This window comes from Micromonospora sp. AP08 (genome assembly GCF_008085935.1).
Classification (GTDB): Bacteria; Actinomycetota; Actinomycetes; order Mycobacteriales; family Micromonosporaceae; genus Micromonospora; species Micromonospora chersina.
The window spans coordinates 659,287-682,504 of sequence record NZ_VSEZ01000002.1 but is presented as its reverse complement, the minus strand read 5'-3'; the positions used below and the strand labels follow the sequence as shown (position 1 = coordinate 682,504).

General features: G+C 72.3%; 25 protein-coding genes. 15 read left to right on the top strand and 10 right to left on the bottom strand.

The genetic code is table 11. The features are described from left to right. Positions 1-1,029 precede the first annotated feature (1,029 nt). From FXF50_RS06370 to mshC, 4 genes are all read left to right on the top strand, one after another. Positions 1,030-1,743 (top strand): histidine phosphatase family protein, encoded by a 714-nt coding sequence (locus FXF50_RS06370; protein WP_148426254.1) that lies wholly within the window; start codon positions 1,030-1,032, stop codon positions 1,741-1,743. A gap of 184 nt (positions 1,744-1,927) precedes the next feature. Then, complete coding sequence (locus FXF50_RS06365; protein WP_148426253.1) at positions 1,928-2,506, top strand: DUF3090 domain-containing protein; 579 nt, start codon at positions 1,928-1,930, stop codon at positions 2,504-2,506. After that, the gene (locus FXF50_RS06360; protein ID WP_148426252.1) at positions 2,503-3,321 is read left to right on the top strand and encodes an SCO1664 family protein; all 819 of its coding nucleotides are present in this window, start codon (positions 2,503-2,505) and stop codon (positions 3,319-3,321) included. The genes FXF50_RS06365 and FXF50_RS06360 overlap by 4 nt, the downstream gene beginning before the upstream one ends. A gap of 67 nt (positions 3,322-3,388) precedes the next feature. Beyond that, positions 3,389-4,627, top strand: a complete 1,239-nt coding sequence (gene mshC, locus FXF50_RS06355; protein WP_148426251.1) for a cysteine--1-D-myo-inosityl 2-amino-2-deoxy-alpha-D-glucopyranoside ligase — start codon at positions 3,389-3,391, stop codon at positions 4,625-4,627. A gap of 101 nt (positions 4,628-4,728) precedes the next feature. Here mshC and FXF50_RS06350 read toward each other — a convergent pair whose 3' ends face one another. Both FXF50_RS06350 and FXF50_RS06345 read right to left on the bottom strand, forming a co-directional pair. After that, a complete protein-coding gene (locus tag FXF50_RS06350; RefSeq protein WP_148426250.1) occupies positions 4,729-5,520 on the bottom strand; it encodes a GntR family transcriptional regulator in 792 nt (263 codons plus the stop codon). 115 nt (positions 5,521-5,635) lie between these two features. Continuing rightward, complete coding sequence (locus tag FXF50_RS06345) at positions 5,636-6,505, bottom strand: PAC2 family protein (protein ID WP_030504102.1); 870 nt, start codon at positions 6,503-6,505, stop codon at positions 5,636-5,638. A 215-nt stretch (positions 6,506-6,720) separates the two neighbouring features. Between FXF50_RS06345 and metH the strand changes: the two genes are divergently transcribed. Continuing rightward, positions 6,721-10,236 carry a methionine synthase gene (gene metH, locus FXF50_RS06340; protein WP_187399551.1) on the top strand — a complete coding sequence of 1,172 codons (3,516 nt, stop codon included), beginning with the start codon at positions 6,721-6,723 and terminating at the stop codon, positions 10,234-10,236. Between the two features lie 57 nt (positions 10,237-10,293). On the opposite strand, the gene FXF50_RS29730 is transcribed toward metH, so the two are convergent. After that, complete coding sequence (locus FXF50_RS29730; RefSeq protein WP_255509915.1) at positions 10,294-10,611, bottom strand: hypothetical protein; 318 nt, start codon at positions 10,609-10,611, stop codon at positions 10,294-10,296. Between the two features lie 281 nt (positions 10,612-10,892). Between FXF50_RS29730 and FXF50_RS06330 the strand changes: the two genes are divergently transcribed. The 4 genes from FXF50_RS06330 (at position 10,893) to FXF50_RS06315 (ending at position 13,488) form a co-directional block, all read left to right on the top strand. Then, entirely contained in the window at positions 10,893-11,555 is a 663-nt protein-coding gene (locus FXF50_RS06330; protein WP_148426249.1) for a DUF402 domain-containing protein, read from the top strand. Between the two features lie 207 nt (positions 11,556-11,762). Then, positions 11,763-12,158 (top strand): hypothetical protein, encoded by a 396-nt coding sequence (locus FXF50_RS06325; protein ID WP_148426248.1) that lies wholly within the window; start codon positions 11,763-11,765, stop codon positions 12,156-12,158. A 236-nt stretch (positions 12,159-12,394) separates the two neighbouring features. Then, positions 12,395-12,847, top strand: a complete 453-nt coding sequence (locus FXF50_RS06320; protein ID WP_148426247.1) for a hypothetical protein — start codon at positions 12,395-12,397, stop codon at positions 12,845-12,847. Between the two features lie 215 nt (positions 12,848-13,062). Beyond that, a complete protein-coding gene (locus FXF50_RS06315) occupies positions 13,063-13,488 on the top strand; it encodes a nucleoside deaminase (RefSeq protein ID WP_148426246.1) in 426 nt (141 codons plus the stop codon). Between the two features lie 64 nt (positions 13,489-13,552). Here the strand turns inward: FXF50_RS06315 and FXF50_RS06310 are convergent, their stop codons facing one another. Further along, positions 13,553-14,212, bottom strand: a complete 660-nt coding sequence (locus tag FXF50_RS06310) for an HNH endonuclease family protein (protein ID WP_148426245.1) — start codon at positions 14,210-14,212, stop codon at positions 13,553-13,555. Positions 14,213-14,427: 215 nt separating this feature from the next. Here FXF50_RS06310 and FXF50_RS06305 point away from each other — a divergent pair, with 215 nt between their 5' ends. Together FXF50_RS06305 and FXF50_RS06300 are read left to right on the top strand one after the other, a co-directional pair. Beyond that, complete coding sequence (locus tag FXF50_RS06305) at positions 14,428-16,254, top strand: glycoside hydrolase family 15 protein (RefSeq protein WP_148426244.1); 1,827 nt, start codon at positions 14,428-14,430, stop codon at positions 16,252-16,254. Positions 16,255-16,453: 199 nt separating this feature from the next. Then, the gene (locus FXF50_RS06300) at positions 16,454-16,633 is read left to right on the top strand and encodes a hypothetical protein (RefSeq protein ID WP_148426243.1); all 180 of its coding nucleotides are present in this window, start codon (positions 16,454-16,456) and stop codon (positions 16,631-16,633) included. Between the two features lie 79 nt (positions 16,634-16,712). On the opposite strand, the gene FXF50_RS06295 is transcribed toward FXF50_RS06300, so the two are convergent. The 4 genes from FXF50_RS06295 to FXF50_RS06280 form a co-directional block, all read right to left on the bottom strand. Beyond that, positions 16,713-17,450 (bottom strand): class I SAM-dependent methyltransferase, encoded by a 738-nt coding sequence (locus tag FXF50_RS06295; protein ID WP_148426242.1) that lies wholly within the window; start codon positions 17,448-17,450, stop codon positions 16,713-16,715. A 129-nt stretch (positions 17,451-17,579) separates the two neighbouring features. Further along, positions 17,580-18,821: an RNA polymerase sigma factor gene (locus FXF50_RS06290; RefSeq protein WP_148426241.1), complete on the bottom strand. Its 1,242-nt coding sequence runs from the start codon at positions 18,819-18,821 to the stop codon at positions 17,580-17,582. A 3-nt stretch (positions 18,822-18,824) separates the two neighbouring features. Next, a complete protein-coding gene (locus FXF50_RS06285) occupies positions 18,825-19,226 on the bottom strand; it encodes a YciI family protein (protein ID WP_148426240.1) in 402 nt (133 codons plus the stop codon). 88 nt (positions 19,227-19,314) lie between these two features. Next, positions 19,315-20,130 carry a class I SAM-dependent methyltransferase gene (locus FXF50_RS06280; protein WP_148426239.1) on the bottom strand — a complete coding sequence of 272 codons (816 nt, stop codon included), beginning with the start codon at positions 20,128-20,130 and terminating at the stop codon, positions 19,315-19,317. A 52-nt stretch (positions 20,131-20,182) separates the two neighbouring features. Here FXF50_RS06280 and FXF50_RS06275 point away from each other — a divergent pair, with 52 nt between their 5' ends. After that, positions 20,183-20,398 carry a hypothetical protein gene (locus FXF50_RS06275; RefSeq protein WP_148426238.1) on the top strand — a complete coding sequence of 72 codons (216 nt, stop codon included), beginning with the start codon at positions 20,183-20,185 and terminating at the stop codon, positions 20,396-20,398. A gap of 36 nt (positions 20,399-20,434) precedes the next feature. On the opposite strand, the gene FXF50_RS29215 is transcribed toward FXF50_RS06275, so the two are convergent. Then, a complete protein-coding gene (locus tag FXF50_RS29215; RefSeq protein WP_187399550.1) occupies positions 20,435-20,575 on the bottom strand; it encodes a hypothetical protein in 141 nt (46 codons plus the stop codon). A 56-nt stretch (positions 20,576-20,631) separates the two neighbouring features. On the opposite strand from FXF50_RS29215, the gene FXF50_RS06270 reads away from it, so the two are divergent. From FXF50_RS06270 to FXF50_RS06260, 3 genes are all read left to right on the top strand, one after another. Beyond that, the gene (locus FXF50_RS06270; RefSeq protein WP_148426237.1) at positions 20,632-21,126 is read left to right on the top strand and encodes a hypothetical protein; all 495 of its coding nucleotides are present in this window, start codon (positions 20,632-20,634) and stop codon (positions 21,124-21,126) included. A 97-nt stretch (positions 21,127-21,223) separates the two neighbouring features. Further along, on the top strand, positions 21,224-21,973 hold the full coding sequence (locus FXF50_RS06265) for a neutral zinc metallopeptidase (RefSeq protein ID WP_148426236.1): 750 nt from the start codon (positions 21,224-21,226) through the stop codon (positions 21,971-21,973). 114 nt (positions 21,974-22,087) lie between these two features. Continuing rightward, positions 22,088-22,735 (top strand): HAD family phosphatase, encoded by a 648-nt coding sequence (locus tag FXF50_RS06260; RefSeq protein WP_148426235.1) that lies wholly within the window; start codon positions 22,088-22,090, stop codon positions 22,733-22,735. Between the two features lie 6 nt (positions 22,736-22,741). Here FXF50_RS06260 and FXF50_RS06255 read toward each other — a convergent pair whose 3' ends face one another. Beyond that, complete coding sequence (locus FXF50_RS06255; RefSeq protein ID WP_255509914.1) at positions 22,742-23,116, bottom strand: carboxymuconolactone decarboxylase family protein; 375 nt, start codon at positions 23,114-23,116, stop codon at positions 22,742-22,744. Positions 23,117-23,218: the final 102 nt, after the last annotated feature.

Genomic DNA, 23,218 nt, shown 5'->3' with positions numbered 1-23,218 from the left:
AAAGTCTTGGGGGATCATCCGGCGTGCGGGGCGGGGCCTCTTCGTCGCTCCGGGACCAGGTACAACGACCGGCGGCCCACCATCATTCCGGGCCCGGGACACCCGCGTCGGCGGGCCATCCTCCTCGGTCGTTCACGGGGATACAACGACGCCCACCCGCCGGCCATTCCGCCGCCAGAGTGCCGCCGACCACCGGCGAACCGGACATCCGGCCCCAGGTTGACACCCGTCGGTGGAACGCCATGGGCGTATCCCGGCGCCGGAGACAGTCATGACGTTCCGCCCAAGGGCCGCCGTCCCCGTCAGTGGAACGATATGGAGGTATCACGGCCTCGGAGACATCCATAGCGTTCCACTCACGGCCCGGACTCCGGCGCAGACCGGACATTCGTGCCAGATCCCCGAGATAGGCCCGGATCGCCCGACCAGCTCCGGATCACTTGCGCGGCCCCTTTGCTCTGCAGCCACATAAGCAACACGACCGAATCTCGGGCGTTGCGTGGAGGGCTGCAGAGCAAAGGCGGTGTTGACCATCGGCCACCCGCGCTGGTGCGATCGCACGTGATCCGTCCCGACCTCATTGGCACAGCGGATGGGGCCGAACCCAGCAGTCCGGGGGCAGGCCCCCTCCGGAGTGCGAGGGGAGTGGGCGGAAACAACAGCGCCGCCCGGCCCCGGAGGGGCGGGCGGCGCTGTAGGTGTCGGTGTGCAGGTCGCCTCTCGGCGAGTGGCGCGACGCGGCTCCAGCCGAACGGTATTCCGCGAAGGCAATTTAGGTGAGGCCCGGGGACACTGGGCACACCGACGCTCTGCACAACGACCCGACCGGGTCCGGTGTTCCGGGCGGCGACGTGTCCGCCGTCACGCCCGCCAGGTGGAGCGCACGAACTGACTCCGTCGCGGCGCGACCGGATTCCTTGCGGCCCGCCCGCCCGCTCCACACCAGGTCGGGGAGGTGGGGGTGTCGAAGGTCCGGTGATACCGCCACATCGCGTGGTGGAGTCGATCAAGGGGGTGGAAGCGCCTAGGGTGGTCAGCGTGGCGACCCTTCTGCTTCTGCGACACGGCCGGACCACCGCGAACGCCGATGGGGGCCTGGCCGGTCGGCAACCGGTCGAGCTGGACGAGACCGGGCGCGGCCAGGCGGCGGCGGTCGGCGAGCGGCTCAAGGGGTTGCCCCTCGCGGCCGTGGTGACCAGCCCGCTGATCCGCTGCCGGCAGACCCTCGAGCTGGCCCTGCCCGGCGCCGAGCCGGTGGTCGAGGAGGGGCTGATCGAGTGCGGCTACGGCGCCTGGGAGGGCCAGCCGCTGAAGAAGCTGGCGAAGGAGCCGCTCTGGCCGGTGGTGCAGCAGCACCCGAGCGCCGCCGTCTTCCCCGAGGGCGAGTCGATGGCGGCGATGTCGGCGCGGGCGGTCGCCGCGGTGCGCGCCTGGGACGCCCGGATCAGCGCCGAGCACGGGCCCGAGGCGGTCTGGCTGGCCTGCAGCCACGGCGACGTGATCAAGGCGATCGTGGCCGACGCGCTTGGCGTACACCTGGATCTTTTCCAGCGGATCGTGGCCGACCCGGCGTCGGTGACCGCGATCCGCTACACGGCGCTGCGGCCCTTCCTGGTGCGGCTCAACGACACCGGCGGCGACCTGGCCAGCCTGGTCCCGCCGCCGCGCAAGCGGCGCCGGCGGGCGACCCGGGCGACCGACTCGGACGCGGCGGTGGGCGGCGGCGCCGGGGCGGCCCGATGAGCGGCCCCAGCACGCCCAGGAGCGACAGCCCCGTGAGCGGCACCACCACGACCAGGAACGGCAGTCCCGTGAGCGATCCCGCCACGCCCGGGGACGGCCGGGGTCGGCCATGGCGTTTCGCCCTGGGCGGATTCGGCGTCGGTGCGCTGCGCGACGGTTCCACCCGCCGGATAGGGTCGTGGGTATGACCCACCAGGTGCACGCCTTCGAGCCGCCGGAGCGGTTCGTCGCCGGAACCGTCGGCCCGCCGGGGGAGCGCACGTTCTTCCTCCAGGCGCGCGGCGGTGGCCGGCTGGTCAGCGTCGCGCTGGAGAAGGTCCAGGTGTCCCTGCTCGCCGAGAAGCTGGAGGAGTTGCTCTCCGAGGCGCAGCGCCGGTTCGGCGTCGACCTGCCGGAGACGGCCCCGGTGACGGGCGACAACGACCCGCTCGACACCCCGGTCGACGAGGAGTTCCGGGTGGGCACCCTGGGCCTGGCCTTCGACGTGGACACCGCCACCGTGGTGATCGAGGCGATCGCCGCTGGTGAGGCGGAGGTCGAGGTCGAGCTGGGCGAGGCGGACGACGACACCGACGAGGACCCGGACGAGCCGGACGACGACCTCGACCGGCTCCGCGTCCGGTTGACGCCCGAGGCGACCCGCGCGTTCATCGAGCGGGCCCGCCGGGTCGTCAACGCCGGTCGCCCGCCCTGCCCGCTCTGCGGCCAGCCGCTCGACCCGGCCGGTCACCTCTGTCCCCGGCACAACGGTTATCACCGGTGACCTCGTCGGAACTTCAGCCCCGACAGGACGCCGCCGGCTCGCTGCGACTGCTCACCGACGGTGAGCTGACCCTGGAGGGGCGGCTGGTCGACGCCTCCAACGCCACCCTGCGCGGCATCATCACCCTCGACGGGGTGACCGCGCACTGCGTCTACAAGCCGGTCCGCGGCGAGCGGCCGCTCTGGGACTTCCCGGACGGGACGCTCGCCGGCCGGGAGGTGTTGGCCTACCTGGTCTCCCAGGCCACCGGCTGGGACCTGGTGCCGCCGACCGTGCTGCGCGACGGCCCGTTCGGGCCCGGCTCCTGCCAGCTCTGGATCGACGAGCCGGAGGACGCCGAGCCGCTGGTCGGTTTCGTGCCGGCCGAGACGGTGCCGCCGCGCTGGTTCCCGGTCGCCGCGGCGCGCGACGACGACGGGGCCGCGTACGCGCTGGCGCACGCCGACGATCCCCGCCTGGCCCGGCTGGCGGTCCTCGACGCCGTGATCAACAACGCCGACCGCAAGGGCGGACACGTGCTCGTCGGCCCCGATGACCGGATCTACGGGGTGGACCACGGGGTCTGCTTCCACGTCGAGGAGAAGCTGCGCACCGTGCTCTGGGGCTGGGCCGGCCGGCGGCTCCCGCCGGACGCCGTGGAGATGCTCGACGGGCTGGCCGGGCAGCTCACCGGGGCGCTCGGCGACGAGTTGGCCGAGCACCTCACCCTCGGCGAGGTCGCCGCGGTGGCGGCCCGCGTGGACCGGCTGCGGGAGACCGGGCGGTTCCCGCTGCCCCCGGAGGAGTGGCCGGCCATGCCCTGGCCGCCCATGTGAGCCGTTGTCGCGTTGATCACCCGAGGCGCGCCACCTGAGCGCGTGACGGCTCGTTAGGCTGGCGTTCATGGAGTCTTGGGCGGGACATGAGGTGCCACGGCTGCCGGGCAGGGGCGAGCCACTGAGGTTGTACGACTCGGCGCGGCAAGGTCTCCACCCCAGTCAGCCCGACGGCGCGGCCAGCATGTACGTCTGCGGCATCACCCCGTACGACGCCACCCACCTCGGGCACGCCGCCACCATGATCACGTTCGACCTGGTGCAGCGGATGTGGCGGGACGCCGGCCTGACGGTGCGGTACGTGCAGAACGTCACCGACATCGACGACCCGCTGCTGGAGCGGGCCGAGCGCGACGGCGAGGACTGGAAGGTCCTGGCCATGCGGGAGACCGCCCTGTTCCGCGAGGACATGGAGGCGCTGCGGATCATCCCGCCGGCGCACTACGTCGGCGCCGTCGAGTCGATCCCGGACATCGCCGAGAAGGTCCTCGTGCTGCTCAAGGACGGCGCGGCGTACCGGCTCGACGACGGCACCGGCGACGTCTACTTCGACGTGGCCGCCGCACCCGCGTTCGGCTACGAGTCCAACCTGTCCCGCGAGCAGATGCTGGAGATCTTCCCGGAGCGCGGCGGCGACCCGGGCCGGGCCGGCAAGCGTGACCCGCTCGACCCGCTGCTGTGGCGCGGCGCCCGCGACGGCGAGCCGTCCTGGCCGGGCGGCGAGCTGGGCGCCGGCCGTCCCGGCTGGCACATCGAGTGCGCGGTCATCGCGCTGAACCTGCTCGGCGACCGGATCGCCGTCCAGGGCGGCGGCAACGACCTGCTCTTCCCGCACCACGAGTGCTCGGCGGCGCACGCCGAGCGGCTGACCGGCCAGGCGCCGTTCGCCGACCACTACGTGCACGCCGGCATGATCGGCCTGGACGGCGAGAAGATGTCGAAGTCCAAGGGCAACCTGGTCTTCGTCTCCCGGCTGCGGGCCGACCAGGTCGACCCCATGGCGGTGCGGCTGGCCCTGCTCAGCGGGCACTACCGCAGCGACCGCTCGTGGACCGACGAGCTGCTCGTCACGGCCCAGGAGCGGCTGGCCCGCTGGCGCCGCGCCGCCGCCGTGCCGGCCGGCCCGTCCGGCGAGGAGCTTCTGGCGGAGGTACGCGCCCGTCTCGCCGACGACCTGGACACCCCGGGCGCCCTGGCCGTGGCCGACTCCTGGGCCGCCCAGGCCCTGGCCGGCGTGGCCGACGACGCGGAGGCCCCGAAGCTGTTCGCCGAAACGGTGGACGCCCTCCTGGGCATCGCCCTCTGACCGACGCCCCTCCCACCCGGTCGATCTTGCACTTGTGGCCCCTCGGATGTCGTAGATGTCCCATCCGTCGGGGCGGAAAGTGCAAGATCGCGGGAGGCGGGTCAGCCCAGCACCAGGCCCGGGTCGGGGTCGGGGTCGTCGGCCGGGGCGGGGATCCGGTACTCCTCGGTCAGCGTGGTCATCGGGCCGGGCCAGGTGGCGTGGGCGACCTCGATCGGCTTGCGCTGGGCGTCGTAGGCGACGTGCAGCAGGTGCAGCACCGGCGTGTCCGGCCGGATCTGGAGGATCTCGGCCTCCTCCCGGCTGGGCTGGCGGGCGCTGATCGTGTCGGTCGCGGTGACGTACCGGCGGCCGGTGGCCTCCTCGGCCTCCTGGTAGAGCGGGCGGCCGAACGCCTCGGCCCGTTCGAGGGCGGTGCCGGCGGTGTCGGCGGGCAGGAACCAGGAGGCGCCCACCTCGACGGGTGAGTCGTCGGTGCGGACGAGGTGCCGGCGGCAGAGCAGTTCGGTGCCGTCGGCCACCCCGAACGCGTCGGCCACCTCGGGCGGGGCGGGGGCGCGGCCCACGGAGACGAGCTGCTGCCGGTACCGGGCGGCCAGGTCCGTGTGATAGCCGCGGAAGCCGCCGTACCGGCCCCGGGAGAGCCGGTTGAGCCGGCGCCGGGTGCCCCGGACGTACGTACCGGAGCCGGGTTTGGTGATCAGGATGCCCTCGACCCGCAGCTGGTCGACGGCGCGCTGCACGGTCTGCTTGGCCACGCCGAACATCTCGGCGATGGCCGGGATGGACGGCAGCCGCTCGCCGGGCCCCCAGTCGCCGCGGCGCACCTGGGCCTTGAGCTGCGCGGCGATCTGCCGGTGCGGGAACTCGGCCGCGCCGGGATTGATCTGCATGCCCGCCTCCTCATGACAGCTAGGTTCCTAGGATGCCGTAGAGGGGGTGAGGTCGCCACCCCGGACACGAAGAAGCCGGGCCCTCAAAAGGACCCGGCCTCGTCGAAAAGGGGTTCTACCAGGAGCCGGCGGTGGGGCCTGCGGAGCCGCCCCGGCGGCGCAGGTACTTCTCGAACTCCTGGGCGATCTCGTCACCGGTCAACGGGGTGATGCCGGCGTCGCCGACCCGCTCCTCCAGCTCGCGCACGTACTCGCCCAGCTCGGCGTCCTGCTCGGCGGCGCTGCGCACCCGCTGCTCCCACTCGGCGGCCTCCTCGGCCAGGTCGGCCATGGGCACCGGCAGGTCGAGCACCTCCTCGACCCGGTGCAGCAGCGCCAGCGTGGCCTTGGGGCAGGGCGGGTTGTTGGCGTAGTGCGGCACGTGCACCCAGAACGACACGGCGTCGACCTCGGCCCGGGTGCAGGCGTCGTGCAGCACCCCGACGATGCCGGTCGGCCCGTCGTAGCGGGTGGGGGTGAGCTGGTAGCGCTTGGCGGCGTCGGCGTCCGAGGCGCTGCCGCTGATCGGCAGGGGCCGGGTGTACGGCACGTCGGCCAGCAGCGCGCCGAGCAGCACCACCCGTTCCACCTCCAAGCTGTGGCAGATCTCCAGCACCTGCTCGCAGAAGGTGCGCCACCGCATGCTCGGCTCGATGCCCCGGATCAGCACCACGTCCCGCTCGGTGCCCTCCGGGCTGGCCACCATGAAGCGGGTGGTCGGCCACTCGACCCGGCGGGTCTCCCCGTCGGCCATCGTGATGGTCGGCCGGCTCACCTGGAAGTCGTAGAAGTCCTCCGGGTCCAGCTCGGTCACCTGCCGGGCCTGCCAGACCTGCTCCAGGTGTTCCACGGCCGCGGTGGACGCGTCCGCGGCGTCGTTCCAACCCTCGAAGGCCGCGATGGCGACGGGAGACCGCAGCACCGGCAGTCCGTCGAACTCGGTCACGCCGTCACCCCACCCGTCGCACGGTCGCGTCGCTGATGTCCTTCACGTCCGCCAGCCTACGTGCCGCCGCGGGACGCGGCCCGTCGGCCGCGCCGGTCGGCCGGCCGGACCACTCGGGCGAACCGGATGAAACGTACGCGGTGATCCCGCTGACAGTATGTGGGAAGCCGAGGTTGCGGTGACCCGTCGAGGCCGCGCCGCACTAACCTGGCCCTGTGCGGACTTCGTTGCTCGATGTGCTGGCGGACCGGATCCTGATCGCCGACGGGGCGATGGGGACGATGCTGCAGGCGGCCGACCTGACCCTGGACGACTTCGACGGCCTCGAGGGTTGCAACGAGATCCTCAACGTGACCCGGCCGGACGTGGTCCGGAGCGTGCACGAGGCCTACCTGGCCGCCGGGGCGGACTGCGTCGAGACCAACACCTTCGGCGCCAACCTGCCCAACCTCGCCGAGTACGGCATCGCGGAGCGGATCCGCGAGCTGTCCGAGGCCGGCGCGCGGCTCGCCCGGGAGGCCGCCGACGCGTACGCGACGCCGGAGCAGCCGCGGTTCGTGCTCGGCTCGATGGGCCCCGGCACCAAGCTGCCCACCCTCGGGCACGCGTCGTACGCCAGCCTGCGGGACGCCTACCAGGAGAACGCCGCCGGCCTCATCGCCGGTGGGGCGGACGCGCTGATCATCGAGACCTGCCAGGACCTGCTCCAGGTCAAGGCCGCGGTGGTCGGGTCGAAGCGGGCCCGGGCCGAGCTGGGGCGGGACGTCCCGATCATCTGCCAGGTGGCCGTGGAGACCACCGGCACCATGCTGCTGGGCAGCGAGATCGGCGCGGCGCTGACCGCCATCGAGCCGCTCGGCGTCGACCTGATCGGCCTCAACTGCTCGACCGGCCCGGCCGAGATGGGCGAGCACCTGCGCTACCTGTCCCAGCACGCGCGCATCCCGGTCTCGGTGATGCCGAACGCCGGCCTGCCCGTGCTGACCGCCGACGGGGCGTACTTCCCGCTGAGCCCGGTCGAGCTGGCCGACGCCCTGGAGCAGTTCGTCACCGACTACGGCGTGGCCCTCGTCGGCGGCTGCTGCGGCACCACCCCGGAGCACATCCGGGTGCTGGTCGAGCGGCTGGGCGGGCGGCGGCCGGTGGCCCGCGAGCCGCGCCCCGAGGCGGGCGTCTCGTCGATCTACCACCATGTGCCGTTCGCCCAGGACGCCAGCATCCTGATGGTGGGGGAGCGGACCAACGCCAACGGGTCCAAGGCGTTCCGTGAGGCGATGCTCGCGGCCGACTGGCAGGCCTGCGTGGAGATCGCCCGCAGCCAGGCCCGGGACGGCTCGCACCTGCTGGACCTGTGCGTCGATTACGTCGGCCGGGACGGCACGCAGGACATGCGCGAGCTGGCCGGCCGGTTCGCCACGGCCTCCACCCTGCCGATCATGCTCGACTCGACCGAGCCGGCCGTGGTCGAGGCGGGGCTGGAGATGCTCGGCGGCCGCTGCGTCGTCAACTCGGTGAACTTCGAGGACGGCGACGGCCCGGAGTCCCGCTACGCGCGGGTCATGCCGGTGGTCCGGGAGCACGGCGCCGCCGTGGTGGCGCTGCTCATCGACGAGGAGGGCCAGGCCCGCACCCGCGACTGGAAGGTACGCGTGGCGTGCCGGCTGATCGACGACCTGACCGGCCGGTGGGGGCTGCGGCGTGAGGACATCCTCATCGACGCGTTGACCTTCCCGATCGCCACCGGCCAGGAGGAGACCCGCCGCGACGGGATCGAGACGATCGAGGCGATCCGGGAGATCGCCGCCCGCTACCCGGGGGTCAACTTCACCCTGGGCATCTCGAACGTCTCCTTCGGCCTGAACCCGGCGGCCCGGCAGGTGCTCAACTCGGTGTTCCTGCACGAGTGCGCGCAGGCCGGCCTCACCTCGGCCATCGTGCACGCCAGCAAGATCCTGCCGATGTCGAAGATCCCCGACGAGCAGCGCGAGATCGCGCTCGACCTGGTCTACGACCGGCGCCGCGAGGGTTACGACCCGGTGCAGCGGTTCATCGAGGTCTTCGAGGGCGTCGACGCCGCCTCGGCGCGGGCCACCCGGGCGGAGGAACTGGCCGCGCTGCCGCTGGACGAGCGGCTCAAGAGGCGGATCATCGACGGCGAGCGCAACGGCCTGGAGGCCGACCTGGACACGGCCATGGCCGAGGGTCGCACGCCGCTTTCCATCATCAACGACCTGCTGCTGGACGGCATGAAGGTGGTCGGTGAGCTGTTCGGCTCCGGCCAGATGCAGCTGCCGTTCGTGCTCCAGTCCGCCGAGGTGATGAAGACCGCGGTGGCCTACCTGGAGCCGCACATGGAGAAGACCGACGACGACGGCAAGGGGCGGATCGTCCTCGCCACGGTCAAGGGCGACGTGCACGACATCGGCAAGAACCTGGTGGACATCATCCTGTCCAACAATGGCTACGACGTCGTCAACATCGGCATCAAGCAGCCGATCAACGCGATTCTCGACGCCGCCGAGGAGCACCGGGCCGACGCCATCGGCATGTCCGGCCTGCTGGTCAAGAGCACGGTCATCATGAAGGAGAACCTGGCCGAGATGGCCTCGCGCGGGGTCGCCGAGCGCTGGCCGGTGCTGCTCGGCGGCGCGGCCCTCACCCGGGCGTACGTGGAGGACGACCTGCGGTCGGTGTTCCCCGGGCAGGTGCACTACGCCCGGGACGCGTTCGAGGGACTGTCCCTCATGGACCGGGTCATGACCGCGAAGCGGGGCGGCGCGCCGGTGGTGGACCCGGAGCGGGAGGCCGCCCTGGCGGCCCGCCGGGAGCGCCGGGAGCGGCAGCGGGCCCTGGTCCGCGAGGCGCTGCCGGAGCTGGACGACGCCTCCGTCCGCTCCGACGTGGCCGTCGACGTGGAGGTGCCCACCCCGCCGTTCTTCGGCACCCGGGTGGTCAAGGGCGTGCCGCTGGCCGACTACGCGGCGCTGCTCGACGAGCGGGCCACCTTCCTGGGTCAGTGGGGGCTGCGCGGCGCCCGGGGCGGCAAGGGCCCGTCGTACGAGGAGCTGGTGGAGACCGAGGGGCGGCCGCGGCTGCGCTACTGGCTGGACCGGCTCATCGCCGACCAGGTCCTGGAGGCGGCCGTGGTGTACGGCTACTTCCCGGCCTACTCCGAGGGCAACGACCTGGTGGTGCTGGACGAGAACGGGCACGCCGAGCGGGCCCGGTTCTCGTTCCCCCGGCAGCGGCAGGAGCGCCGCCTCTGCCTGGCCGACTTCTTCCGGCCGAAGGGCGAGCAGCTGGACGTGGTGGCGTTGCAGCTGGTCACCGTCGGGCAGCCGATCAGCGAGTACACGGCGAAGATGTTCGCCGGCAACGAGTACCGCGACTACCTGGAGGTGCATGGCCTGTCGGTGCAGCTCACCGAGGCGTTGGCCGAGTACTGGCACCGGCGGATCCGCGCCGAGCTGGTGCTGCCGGGTGGGCGTACGGTCGCCGACGAGGACCCAGGGGACCTGGCCGGCCTGCTGCGCACCGACTACCGGGGCTGCCGGTACGCGTTCGGCTACCCGGCCTGCCCCGACCTGGAGGACCGGGCGAAGATCGTGGAGCTGCTCGGCGCCGAGCGGATCAACGTCCAGCTCTCCGAGGAGTTCCAGCTCGTCCCCGAGCAGGCCACCGACGCCATCGTCGTCCATCACCCCGAGGCCAACTACTTCAACGCCAAGTGATCGCCGCAGGTGCCCTGACCTGCGGCGGAGCGCCCGGAACCGGCCCGATTTCCATGATCATGCCGTTTCCAGGCCGTCGGGGGTCTGCGGGTCGTCGGCGAAGGCGTGGTCGATCGCGCGCCGGGTGCGGTCCTCGCTGGCTGGCAGCAGGTGGGTGTAGATCCGGAGGGTGAAGCCGGGGTCGGAGTGCCCCAGGTACGCCGAAAGGGCTTTGACGCTTTCGCCAGCGTCAAGGCGGCCCGCGCGGCGGGCCGCTCGCGCCGCCGAACCTGGGCCGGGCCGATGGCCCGCCGCCGCGCCTCTGGCCTTCGGCCGCCAGCGCGACGGTGATAGCCCGCCGGCGGCGCGACATACGACGAAGCCCCGGGCCGCCATGATTGCTGGCAGTCCAGGGCTTTGGGTATGTCGAGACACAGGCAGCGCCTCCGGCGGGGGCCAGACGACTCCAGGATGGAGTTTGCCGACGGTTTCGGTTCGTGGTGGTTGAGGGGGGAGCCATCCCGTCAGCCGTCGACCCAGGCAGAGCCGAGCAGACCAGGGCCAGGGCGACAAGGTCGCTCGTCCAGCTGGGCGCTCCACCTTGTCGCCCTGGCCCTGGCCCGCTCCACCAAGGCGTGGGTCGGCGGCGGACGGGATGGCTAGCTTAGGGTTGGCGGATGTCTTTCCGTCCGGGTCAGGCCATCGTTCGCCGCTATCGCAAGCGCGATGTCGTTACGTGGGTTCAGGCCGCCATGGTTGTCGCCGACAACGACGACGGGCTGTTGCTGTGGGAGCCTTGCGGCGCCCCTCTGGTGCTCTACCGCGATTCCGCCGGTCGGAGCCTCAAAGACGCACCGATCGACGAGTTGGTCGGAGCTTCGTACATCCATACCAGCTTTCAGCATTACAGCGCGCTGATGTTGCACCCTGCAGGCGCGAGCTATTCCGTGTGGTGGATGTTCGCGGGTGAGCGCTTCGCCGGCTGGTACGTCAATCTGGAAGCACCGTTCGAGCGGCATGCGATAGGTATCGATACCACGGACCATGCGCTCGATCTGGAGATTGATCCGCAACGCCATGTGTCCTGGAAAGACGAGGCGGAGTTCGTTGCCCGGACCGGTCATCCCTGGTACTGGGATGCCGCCGAAGCGGCGACGATTCGGGCTACGGCCCAGCGAATCGCTGCACTGGCGGCCGCAGGCGCGTACCCGTTCGACGGCACTCACTGTGACTTCCGGCCGGACCCCGCCTGGACCATGCCGGAACTACCCGATGGATGGAACCAAGCGCCGGCGTCGCCGCCCTCGAAGGCAATGAACCTGTCCGGCGGAGCCTTATAGGGCCAAGATCATGCCGTTGCCGGGCGGTCGGCGGCGACCACGGTTGACCAACCATGACAGTTCGCGCCGCAGGTCAGAGGCATCACGTCCGGTTTGATCGACTACGCCCATGGCCTAGATCAATACCGCTGGAAGTGGCCAGCCGTCGGAAGGTCTACTGATCAAGGATCTTCACGTTTCGCGATCACGTCGGTACTCTTCGCACCCATGGCGTCGCGCGAAAAGTCGAAGCTTTGGCAGTACTGGGGCTATGGCGTCCTGGCAGTGCTCCTCCTGTCTCTCGGTAACAACGCGGTCGGCCCCGGCCTCTACGCTGTGCTCGTCGGCCTACTGATTCTCTTCGTCCTCTTCCAAGCGCCCGTGTACTGCGGTGCAATCAACCGGAAGCGGAGCGGTGTCGTGGAGTTCTGCCGCAACAACTCGGCCGGCTTGGTCCTGGGCTGCCATCTTCGACAGCACAAGTGGCAGAAGTTCGGGCGTGACTGGTGGTCTCTCGGCTGGCGCGAGAAGACCAAAGGCATCTGGACCGGGGCATCCGCGAAGCTGGCGACCGTCAGTGGCGTCGTCGGTACCGTCACCGGGGTCATTGGCGTCTTCAAGTAGCCACCCGCCTGCCGCAGCGAGCGATGCAGACCGTTGAGCAGCGGAAGGCTGGCGGCCGGCGAGGCTAAGCGGTACAGCAGCGGAATACAGCAACCGACCACACCGAGCGGAACGATGGTGACCACCATCGGACCGTCGACCAGCGGTGCGAGCCGCACCCGACCGCGTTGCCGATCTCTGGGGTCAAAGGGTCGACGAAGACGAGGTCCCGGGCGCTGCGGCTGTACCATCCGCCGGTGGACCTCGATGGATCTCTCAGGTTGGCCGAGGAACTAGTTCGGCGGGCCTACCCGCCGCAGCGGGTGACGCGGCATGTCGGGCAGGGCATGGACGTCAGTGGCCCCGGTTACCACGTTGTCTCCGTTGCGGTCAGCGACGACTTCTGGGAGGAGTCGGCCGAGCGGTGGGAAGAGGTCTGGGCCCACTTCGAGACCAAGCGCGCACGGCTCGTGGCGGCGCTCACGGCCACGTGGGGACTGCCCCGCCCTCGGTCCTTCCGCAACGACCTTGATCGGGCGATCCGAGGCGAGCTGCTGCCACCGCTCACCGATGTCCTAGTCGAGTTCGTTGCGGACGCCGACACTTGGTACCGCGACGACCGAAGCATCTGCGTCGGCATCGGTCAGTGGGACAAGGAGTTCCCGATCCAACTCGTCCTGGCGGTGGGCGAGCTCGGTGCGGCCGAGTAGTTGAGTCAGACACGCGGTTCGCCACGGCCGCCAGGCGGTCGCCAAGATCATGCCGTCTACAGGCCGTCTGAGGTGAACCAACGGTGACCAATGACGACGATTGACGGCGGTGCTCCGTGCAGGTCAGCAGCCGTTCGGTCCGATTGCCGTTGGTATGCCGAGCGCCTTCCACATTGCAACGCCAAGTGATCGCCGCAGAAGGGCCAGGAGGACGCGTGACCCCCGACGACGAGACGTTTCTCCGCCGTGCCGTGGAGCTCGCCAGCATGGCCGGGGCGTCCGGCGAACGGCCGTTCGGCTCGTTGCTGGTCGGCGCCGACGGCGAGGTCCTGGTCGAGGACCACAACACGGTGGTCTCGGAATCCGACATCACCGCCCACCCGGAACTGAAGCTGGCCCGTTGGGCCGCTCGGGAACTCGCCCCTGACGTGGCGGCCGGCACCACGATGTTCACCAGTTGCCAGCCCTGCCCGATGTGCGAGACGGCGATCGCCCGCTCCGGCCTCGGTCGGGTGGTGTACGCGCTGTCCGCGGAGCAGTTCGAGGCGGTCAAGCCGGCCACCCCGCCGCTGCCTCCGGTGCGGTACGAGGGGCCGGCGCTGTTCGACGAGGCGCGCCGGCCGATCGACAACTACTACTAGGGCCGTCCGCCGCCGCCTTGGAGAGTCGTCGTGAGGCTCTCCAAGGTCGGGGGAGGGGCGATCGTCAGTAGGCGTAGGTGACGGAGATGGTCGCGGCGGGGCAGTTGTTGGCCCAGCTGGTCAGGGCGCTCTTCTCCGCGCTGTCGACGGTGAGCCGCCACCGGACCTTCACGGCGACCCATTCGCCGATGTAGCGGCAGCGGGCGGAGGCGTACGACGGCATCCAGGTGGCCGGGTCCTGGTCGCCCTTGGCCTGGTTGACGTTGTCGGTGACCGCGGCGAGCGCGCGGGAGTCGCCCAGGTCGTTGGCGTACGCCTGGCGGCGGCTGGTGGTCCAGTTGCGGGCGCCGGAGTCCCAGGCCTCGGCGAGCGGGACCATGTGGTCGATGTCGAGGTCGCCGGTGAGCGTCCAGTAGGCGTTGTCGTAGTAGGAGTACCAGCGGCCCCCGGAGAGGGTGCAGGTGCCGCTGATCGTGGGCTTGGTGGTGGCCTCGGCGTAGAGGACCTCGTTTCGGGTGTTGCAGCCGTCACCGTCGGCGTCGATCCAGTGTGGGAAGAGGTCGCGGCTGTAGCCGGTGCGGACCTCGGTGGCCACGGGGAGTCCGGCGACGGCGGTGGTCAGGGAGGCGGAGTAGCTGGCGGCCCAGGCGGGCTGGGTGAGGCCGAGGGTGGCGGCCAGGATCGCGGCGAGGCTGATGGCCGTGGCGCGCAGCGTGCGGGTCATGGGACTCCATCCGGATGGGATTGGCATGTGCTGGCACCCATATAGACAGAGCTGGAAGTAATGGTCTAGATCAAGTTCTGTGAACAGCGGATGACGGGAACCGGACGAACGCCGCTTCGGGCCCGGAACCGGTCGGGATCGCCGCAGCTCAGGTGTGTCCCGGCGGGGCGGGGGTAGACGCCGGGGGCAGCGGCGAGACGAGACGGGAGGTCCCGGTGCAGTCGTACCCCGCGGTGGAGGACCACGGACTGATCGGCGACCTCCAGACGGCGGCGCTGATCACCACGGACGGCACGCTGGACTGGTTCTGCGCACCCCGGTTCGACTCGCCGAGCATCTTCGGCGGCCTGCTCGACCGGCGTCGCGGTGGGTACTTCCAGCTCTCACCGGACGGCGTCGACTACACCAGCAAGCAGCTCTACCTGCCGGGGACACCGATCCTCATCACCCGCTTCCTGAGCGCGGACGGGGTGGGCGAGCTGGTGGACTTCATGCCGGTCACGGGTGACCGGGCCACCGACAACCACCGCCTGGTCCGGATGCTGCGGGTGGTGCGCGGCAGCATGCGGTTCCGGTTGGAGTGTCGCCCCCGGTTCAACTACGGGCGGGACCGGCACGAGCTGGAGGACCACCCGAACGGCACCGTCTTCCGCAGTCCCGGTCTCTCGCTCACCGTGCATCCCATCCAGTACGAACGCCTCTCCGCGGAGCACGAGCCCGAACGGACCGAGGAGGGCGTCCACCTGGTCGCCACCCTGCACGAGGGCGAGGCCGGCGGCGTGGTCCTCGAGACGGGGTGTCCCGGCCCGCCGCGTCCCTACCCGCCCGAGGAGGCGCGGGAGCTGCTCGAACAGACGCGCGACTTCTGGCGGGGCTGGATCGGCCGCTCCTCCTACAAGGGACGGTGGCGGGAGATGGTCGAGCGGTCGGCCATGACGCTCAAGCTCATGACGTACGCGCCGACCGGCGCCCTGATCGCCGCCCCTACCGCCGGGCTGCCCGAACAGGTGGGCGGAGAACGCAACTGGGACTACCGCTACACCTGGCTCCGGGACGCGTCCTTCTCGGTGCACGCCCTGCTCAGCCTGGGCTTCACCGACGAGGCGTGGCAGTACCAGCAGTGGGTCGACGACCGGATACGGGAGGCCGAGGCCGGGGGAGTGCCGTTGCAGATCATGTACCGGGTCGACGGCTCGCCGGACCTCACCGAGGAGGTGCTCCACCACTTCGAGGGCTACCGCGGGTCCGCGCCGGTGCGGATCGGCAACGGCGCGGCGAACCAACTGCAACTCGACATCTACGGCGAGATGCTCAACTCCCTGTACCTCGCCAACGAGCACGGCCTGAAGGGCTCGCACGCGGCCTGGCGGAGCCTCGTCCGGATGATGGACTGGCTCTGCGCGCACTGGGACCAGCCCGAGGACGGGATCTGGGAGACGCGGTCCGGCCGGCAGGACTTCACCTACGGGCGGCTGATGTCGTGGGTGGCCCTGGACCGGGCCGTCCGGTTGGCCGACCGGTGCGGGCGTCCCGCCGACACCGCCCGCTGGACCGAGACCCGGAACCGGATCTACGAGCAGATCATGGCGCGGGGCTACCACTCCGGACGCCGGGCCTTCGTCCAGCACTACGCCACCGACGTGCTCGACGCGTCCCTGCTCGCCATGCCCTCGGTCGGCCTCGTGGCGCCCACCGATCCGATGTGGCAGTCGACGCTGCGGGCCATCGACGGCGAACTGGTCTCCGACAGCCTCGTCTACCGCTACGCCCCGGCCGCCTCGCCGGACGGCCTCGCCGGCCGGGAGAGCACCTTCACCATGTGCAGCTTCTGGTACGTGCAGGCCCTGGCCGCGTCCGGGCGGCTCGACGACGCGCAGTTGACGTTCGAGAAGATGCTCACCTACAGCAGCCAGCTCGGCCTCTACTCCGAGGAGATCACCCCCGCCGGGGAGCAGGCCGGCAACTTCCCGCAGGCGTTCAGCCACCTCGCCCTCATCAGCACCGCGGCGAACCTGGACCGGCTCCTCGACGCCCACGGCTGACCGCCGCGCGTGGTAAACCCGCTGTGCCGCCCGGCGCGGCCCGCTACGGTGACCGGAGTACGCGTTACCGGCCCCGCCCGGGCGGGTAAGCGCCCCCGACCAGCAGCGGACCCCGGCCCGCCGTCCACGGCGGCGCAGCCCGGGAGATGCGGCTGTGACGTCCGAGGACGAGCATGGGGGTACGACGAGAGGGGCGGACATGACCGACGACATCGCTTCGAAGGTTCCGCCGGACCCGGCCCCCGTGCTGAGCGCGCCGGCCGGCCCACCGCCTGTCGAGCCGCCGAGCAGCCTGGACCTGTGGGCCCGGGCGCAGACCCTGCACCGCTGCTTCGGCGACGACGACGGCGAACCGCACATCATGCGCGGCCTGGACTGAGGCCCGCCACATCACCGGCGCCCCCGCGTGGGCGCCGGAATCCGCGCGTCGCCGATCAGTGGTGCGCGACGTCGGTCCGTCAGTCCGGTCGGCGGGCGACCACCGCCAGGGCCATGCCGAAGAACTTCAACGGCGACCGCTCGATGCCGTCGGTCACCGGCCGGATGCGACGCCCGAAGCCTGACCGGTCGAACGGCGGCATGATGTAGTCCATCGCCACCGGCTCCAGCCCGGCCCGGCGTAGGTGGGTGGACAGGCCACGGGCGGTGAAGGAGCGGGCGTCGGCCAGCCGCCGGTGCAGCGGCACGATCCACGGCAGGAACGGACCCCGCGCCGGCCGGTAACGCTTCCCGCGGATGAGGAAACCGTGCGTCTCGAAGGGGAACCACCGGTTGGGCGTGGTCAGCGCGAACCGGCCGCCGGGGGCGAGCACCCGGTGCACCTGACGGAGTGCGGCGTCCAGATCGTCGATGTGTTCCACCACCTCGATGGCGGTGACCAGGTCGAAGCTCTTGTCCGGGTAGTCCAGCTCGGTGGCGGACAGCTCCCGCACGTTGATCTTCTGGGCCGCCGCCGGGTCGGCGGCCAGCCGCTCCCGGAACAGCTCCAGCCGATCCTGTTGAATGTCGACCGCCTCGATCTGCGCGAAGGCGTCGACCAGCCGCATCGTGTAGGTGCCGTCCCCGCAGCCGATCTCCAGCAGCCGCCGGCCGGTCAGTGGGGTGTGCCGGCCCAGCGTGCCCAACCGCTTGGCCACCCCGCGCTCGCCGAACGCGCTACCGTGCCCCAGTCCCAGGTGTCGCGTTGCATCGGTCACGATCGCCGACTCTAAACGCGCCGGCCGCTCCCGTGGGGGCAGCCGGGCACGACCCAGCCCGATGACGACCACCCGGGGCGCCGCCGAGAACCGCGAGCCCCGGCGAGTTCCGTGTGATCCGACGCCGGATCAGTCGTCACACCCCAGGCGGGCCGCCCGCGCGTGCAGGTAGCGCTGCTGGGCCAGGTTCATCGACCGGCGGGCCGCCGCCAGGTACGCCTCCCGGGCCGCGTCCGGCTCCCCGGCCAGCTCCAGCAGGTGCGCCCGGGCCGCGTGGCGGCGGTGGCCCTGGGCGACCCGGCGGTCGGCCGCCAGCGCGTCGAGCAGCGCCAGGCCCGCCCGCGGCCCGCGCGCCATGGCCACCGCCACCGCGTGGTTGAGCCGGACCACCGGGTTGTCGTGCAGGGCCAGCAGCATCTCGTAGAGGGCGACGATCTGCGGCCAGTCCGTCGCCTCGACGCTGGGCGCCTCGTCGTGCAGCGCCGCGATCGCCGCCTGGAGCTGGTACGGCCCGACCTCGCCCCGGGGCAGCGCCGCGCCGACCAGCCGCGTCCCCTCGCCGATCCGGTCGGCCCGCCAGCGCCGCCGGTCCTGCTCGGCCATCGGCACCAGCATGCCGTCGGGGCCGGTCCGCGCCGGCATGCGCGCGTCGGTGAGCAGCATCAACGCCAGCAGCCCGGTCACCTCCGCGTCGTCGGTGAGCCGGTGCAGCAACCGGGCCAGCCGGATCGCCTCGGCGCACAGGTCGGGCCGGTGCAGGCGCTCCCCGCCGGTGCTCGCGTACCCCTCGTTGAAGATCAGGTAGAGCACGTGCAGCACGGCGTCGAGCCGGGCGGCCCGCTCCGGACCGGCCGGCGGGGCGAACGGCAGTCCGCTGTCGCGGATGCGCTGCTTGGCCCGGGTGATCCGCCGGGTCATGGTCGCCTCCGGCACCAGGAACGCCCGGGCCACCTCGGCGGTGCTCAACCCGCCGACCGCCCGCAGGGTCAGCGCGATCTGCCCGGCCGGCGGCAGCGACGGGTGGCAGCAGAGGAACAGCAGGACGAGGCTGTCGTCGGCGTCGTCCGGCACGCTGTCCGCGGGCGGCGCCACCCAGCGGTCCGCCGGCGCCTCCCGGGCCACCCCGTCCTCCCGGCGGCGCCGGGCCTGCTCGGCCCGCAGCAGGTCGGTCAGCCGGCGGGACGCCACGGTGATCAGCCACGCCCGCGGATCGTCCGGGAGCCCGTCGCCGGGCCAGCGGGTGGCGGCGGCGAGCAGCGCCTCCTGGGTGGCGTCCTCGGCGGTGTCGAAATGCCCGTACCGGCGGACGAGCGCGCCGAGGACCTGCGGCGCCAGGGCGCGCAGCAGGTCCTCGACACGCTCGGCCGGCACCGGTCAGCCCTGGAGTTCCTCGACGCCGTCCACGACCGGCCGCACGTCGACGTACTCACCCTCGGCGTCCGGGTTGACGAACCGGGCGGCGATCTCGGTGGCCCGGTCGAAGCTGGCGCACTCCACCAGCGTGTAGCCGGCCAGCACCTCCTGCGTCTCGGCGTACGGGCCGTCGGTGACCACGGGCGCTCCGCCGCGCAGCCGGACCCGGCGGGCGTGCACGGGCGCGGACAGGCCCTGCGCGTCGACCAGTTCCCCGGTCTCGGCCAGGTCCTTGTGGATCGCCTCCATGTGGGCGTGCATGGCGGCGAGCTGCTCCGGGCTCATCGGCGGCTCCTCGCCGGGCCGCCCGGACATCGCGTCGTAGTCCCGCTGGCTGCCGTAGAGCATGATCAGGTACTTCACGGTGTCTCCTCTCGGCGGGCGCCCCGCGGCGCCGCTCACCCGGGACGTCGGAGCCAGGGAGCCGCCGCGGACACCAGCCTAGGGCGAATCAGTCGACCCGGGCGGCGGCGAGCAGCGCGGCGGTGGGCAGCGCCAGGCTGCCGTCGGCGTGCTGGTAGGGGGCGGCGAGCCGTTCGTACTCCCGGCGGATGCGTTCACGCACGGCCACCGGCTGCCGTTCCAGCACCAGGCCGATGGCGCTGATTCCGGCGGCCGGGCCGGCCCACCAGTCCTCCGGGTCGGTGCGGTGCGCCCAGGTCAGGGTCACGCACCGGACGTCCGCCAGCCCGGCCGCGGCCAGCAGCCCGGCGAACCCCGCCTCGGTGCGGGGAAAGTCCCGTTCGGGCGCCAGCCGGGGCAGGTCGGGGGGTGTCGCGACCCCGGCGGCGGCGACGGCCTCACCCCAGAGCCGTTGCAGGGGCGGGTGCGGGGACGGCCAGACGGTCACCGCGACCCGGCCGCCGGGGCGGACCACCCGGCGCAGCTCGGCCACTCCCGCGGCCGGGTCGCCGACGTGGTTGAGCACGAAGTTCGCCACCGCCGCGTCGAAACCGCCGGGCGGGAACGGCAGCTGCGGCAGCACCGCGGCGCGGACCTCGGCACCGGGCGCGGTCCGCCGGGCGGCGTCGCGCATGCTGGGTTCGGCGTCGACCGCCACCACCTCGGCGCCGCGGGCCAGGGCCGCCGCCGCGACGGTGCCCGGTCCGGTGCCGACGTCGATCAACCGCCGTCCGGCCCGCACCGCCGCCGCGTCCAGCAGCGCCTCCGCCGGGTACGCGCAGAGCCGGCCGAAGCTGCGTGCGTACGCCTCGGCCCGGCCCGCCCACCGCGACCGTTCATGTGCGTCGAAGTCCGTGTCGATCATCGCGGCAGCGTAGCGGCGACCCGGGGTGCGCGAGTGTCCTACCGTCATGGGCATGACGACGGTGCTGGTGACACTGGCGGTGGTCGCCGTGGTGGTGGCCACGGCGTTGGGCTACGTCTCCTGGCGGGACCGGCGACGGTCCACCCCGGACGAGGACCGGACCGCCGCCCGCAGCGCACGGGTCCGGCAGTTGAGATACGAGGGCGACCGCCACGCCGCGCAGGGCGACGCGGTGCAGCGCGCCCAGCGCGAGCACAACACCTTCTGACCGGTCGGCTCCGCCGGGTGGGACCGTCCGGCGCGGTCAGCGCACCCCGGCCCCGCCGGCGGTCAGGGCGGTGCGCCACGAGCGGGTGTTGAAGGCCGCGGCGCCGTTGAAGAGCTGGTCGAGGAAGCCCGGCCCGTCGCCGGTAGACGATGCTGGCGTGGGCACGTGGTGGGTCACGCGGGGACTGTACCGGGGCGCCACCAGGGGTGGCCGGCGACGGCTACCCTGCCGGCGTGAAACGCAGACCCCTGCTCGTGACCGTCGTCGCCGTGGCGGGCGTCGTCCTGCTCGCCGCCTGCGGAGGGGTGTTCTGGCTGGCGCGGGCCGATCGCGGGCAGGAGCGGGACTGCGCGGCGCAGGTCGCCACCGAGGAGGCGAAGGTCCGCACCGACCGGCACTGGACGGCGAAGGAGGTGCCCGGCATCGGGGAGTACGCCGAGATCCACTGGCAGGTCGACTTCCCGAGCTTCGCCTGCTCCCGCGCGCCCGGGCCGACCGACAGCCGGTACCAGGGGATCGTGCGGCTGGCGCCGGCCGACGCCCGCGCCCTGGCCGCCGGCTACCCGTGGGCGCCCGTGACCGGGGCCGTGGAGGTCTGGCCGGGCCTGAGCGCGTACGTGCCGCCGCAGGTGCGCTGGCGCCGCAGCCCCGCCTACGACGGGGGCACCCGGGCCAGCGTCCAGTTCGACCCCGACCGGGCGCTGCTGCTGTTCACCGCCGCGGACTGATGAACGAACGCCCGCGCGGGCACGTGATCCCCGGTGGGCATCAACCCCGTGCGGTGGGGGTACTGCGCTGACACAGCGACTCAGCCGGGAGGCAGTGGTGGGGGAGAAGGCGGGACGTCGGCGACCGGGACCACTGGCCGGGCTGCTGGTGGCCGTGGTGGTGGCGGCCGGATGCATGGGCGGCGGGCTGGACCAGGGCGAGCCGGAACAGCCCGGCCCGCGGCAGAACGGCCCGGCGGACTCCCCCGGAGCGGGCTCGACCCGCGCCGACGGCACCACCAGCGTGGCCGAGTTCAAGCAGGACTTCTCCGACGCCGTGGGCATCGCCGAGCGCTACTGGACCGACCGGTTCCGGGCCTCCGGGAAGCAGTTCCAGCCGATCCGGCGGGTGGTGCCGTACACCAGGTCCGGCGAGGTCTCCTGCGGCGGCGAGGGACTGCCCCGCAACAATGCGGTCTACTGCTCGGCGGGTGACTTCATCGCCTACGACGTGAACTGGTCGGTGGGGGCGTTCCGGCAGGTCGGCGACGCCTTCCTGTTCTACCTGCTCGGCCACGAGTACGCCCATGGCGTCCAGGTCCGCCTCGGCATCCGCTACAACTTCACCATCCAGCAGGAGTTGCAGGCGGACTGCATGGCCGGGGCGTACATCGGTGACAATGTGCGCTCGGGGACGTTGAGGCTGGCCGAGGGCGACCTGGACGAGTTCCGGGAAGGGCTGCTGGCGGTCGGCGACGACCCGAACCAGCCCTGGTTCGCCGAGGGCTCGCACGGCACCGCCGAGCAGCGCACCGACTCGTTCTTCCGCGGCTACGAGAACTCCCTGGACGCCTGCGGCCTCGGCTGATGCCGCAGGTCACCCTCGCCGGGGACGGTGGTCGCCCGGCGGGGCCCGGCTGAGAGGATCGGCGGGTACCCGCACCCGAGGAGGCCCCCGCTGAGCAGCAGACATCCCGCCGCCGTGCTCTTCGACATGGACGGCACCCTGGTCGACAGCGAGAAGCTCTGGGACGTCGCGTTGCAGGAACTCGCGGCGGTCTACGGCGGCACCCTCTCCGAGGACGCCCGCACGGCGATCATCGGCACCAGCATGGCCGTCTCGATGCGGATCGTGCACGACGACCTGGGCCAGCCCGAGCGGGACCCGCAGGCCAGCGCCGACTGGATCAACGCCCGGATCCTGGAGCTGTTCCGCGACGGGCTGCGCTGGCGCCCCGGGGCCCTCGCGCTGCTGCGCGCGGTCCGCGCCGCCGGCATCCCCACCGCCCTGGTCACCTCCAGCACCCGGCCGCTGGTCGAGGTCGCCCTCGACACCCTGGGCCGGGACAGCTTCGACGCGGTGGTGTGCGGCGACGAGGTGGTGGCGGCGAAGCCCCACCCGGAGCCGTACCTGACCGCGGCGCGGCTGCTCGGCGTGCCGATCGGGCGGTGCGTGGCGATCGAGGACTCGCCGACCGGGGTGGCCAGCGCCCTCGCGGCCGGGGCCGCCGTGCTGGCCGTCCCGGCCGAGGTGCCGCTGCCGCCGACCGACGGCGTACACCAGGTGGAGAGCCTGACGGCGGCGGACCTGGAGCTGCTGGCGGCCCTGCTCGGCGAACGCCCCGCCTGACCCCGGTCAGCGGGACTCGCCGAACACCGCCACGGCGATCTGGTAGCTGTCGAAGGCGCGCGCGGCGCCGGCGTAGGCGGCCAGGTGGATGAAGAGTTCGACGATCTCCTCGCGGCTCACCCCGGAGTGCAGCGCGATGCGCAGTTGTCCGCGCAGCGGTTCGTGGGTGCCCAGCGCCGCGGCGATCGCCACCGACACCAGGCAGCGGGAGCGCAGGTCCAGGCCCTCGCGGGGCCATACATCACCGAAGGTGTGCTCGGTGGCGAGCCGCCGGAAGTCCGCGCCGACCGCCGGCTCGCCGGGACCGAGCGGCAGGGTGAGCGGCTGGCCGAGCAGCCGCTCGGCGTGCTCCAGCGCCCGCGCGTAGGCGTCCTCCGTCACGACCCTCACCCCCGTGGTGCGAGCCTGGCAGAGGCGGGGAGGATCGGCGACGGAAACGGCCCCCGCCACCGGAAGGTGGCAGGGGCCGTCGTGCGTGCCGGG

What these genes read in the sequence shown, in the direction of transcription:
- FXF50_RS06325 (WP_148426248.1), top strand. Translation starts at nt 11,763, where the DNA reads ATGGCGTCGCGCGAAAAGTCGAAGCTTTGGCAGTACTGGGGCTATGGC.
- FXF50_RS06350 (WP_148426250.1), bottom strand. Translation starts at nt 5,520, where the DNA reads ATGCAGATCAATCCCGGCGCGGCCGAGTTCCCGCACCGGCAGATCGCC.
- FXF50_RS29730 (WP_255509915.1), bottom strand. Translation starts at nt 10,611, where the DNA reads ATGGCGGCCCGGGGCTTCGTCGTATGTCGCGCCGCCGGCGGGCTATCA.
- FXF50_RS06280 (WP_148426239.1), bottom strand. Translation starts at nt 20,130, where the DNA reads ATGATCGACACGGACTTCGACGCACATGAACGGTCGCGGTGGGCGGGC.
- FXF50_RS06300 (WP_148426243.1), top strand. Translation starts at nt 16,454, where the DNA reads ATGACCGACGACATCGCTTCGAAGGTTCCGCCGGACCCGGCCCCCGTG.
- FXF50_RS06275 (WP_148426238.1), top strand. Translation starts at nt 20,183, where the DNA reads ATGACGACGGTGCTGGTGACACTGGCGGTGGTCGCCGTGGTGGTGGCC.
- mshC (WP_148426251.1), top strand. Translation starts at nt 3,389, where the DNA reads ATGGAGTCTTGGGCGGGACATGAGGTGCCACGGCTGCCGGGCAGGGGC.
- FXF50_RS06310 (WP_148426245.1), bottom strand. Translation starts at nt 14,212, where the DNA reads ATGACCCGCACGCTGCGCGCCACGGCCATCAGCCTCGCCGCGATCCTG.
- FXF50_RS06330 (WP_148426249.1), top strand. Translation starts at nt 10,893, where the DNA reads ATGTCTTTCCGTCCGGGTCAGGCCATCGTTCGCCGCTATCGCAAGCGC.
- FXF50_RS06365 (WP_148426253.1), top strand. Translation starts at nt 1,928, where the DNA reads ATGACCCACCAGGTGCACGCCTTCGAGCCGCCGGAGCGGTTCGTCGCC.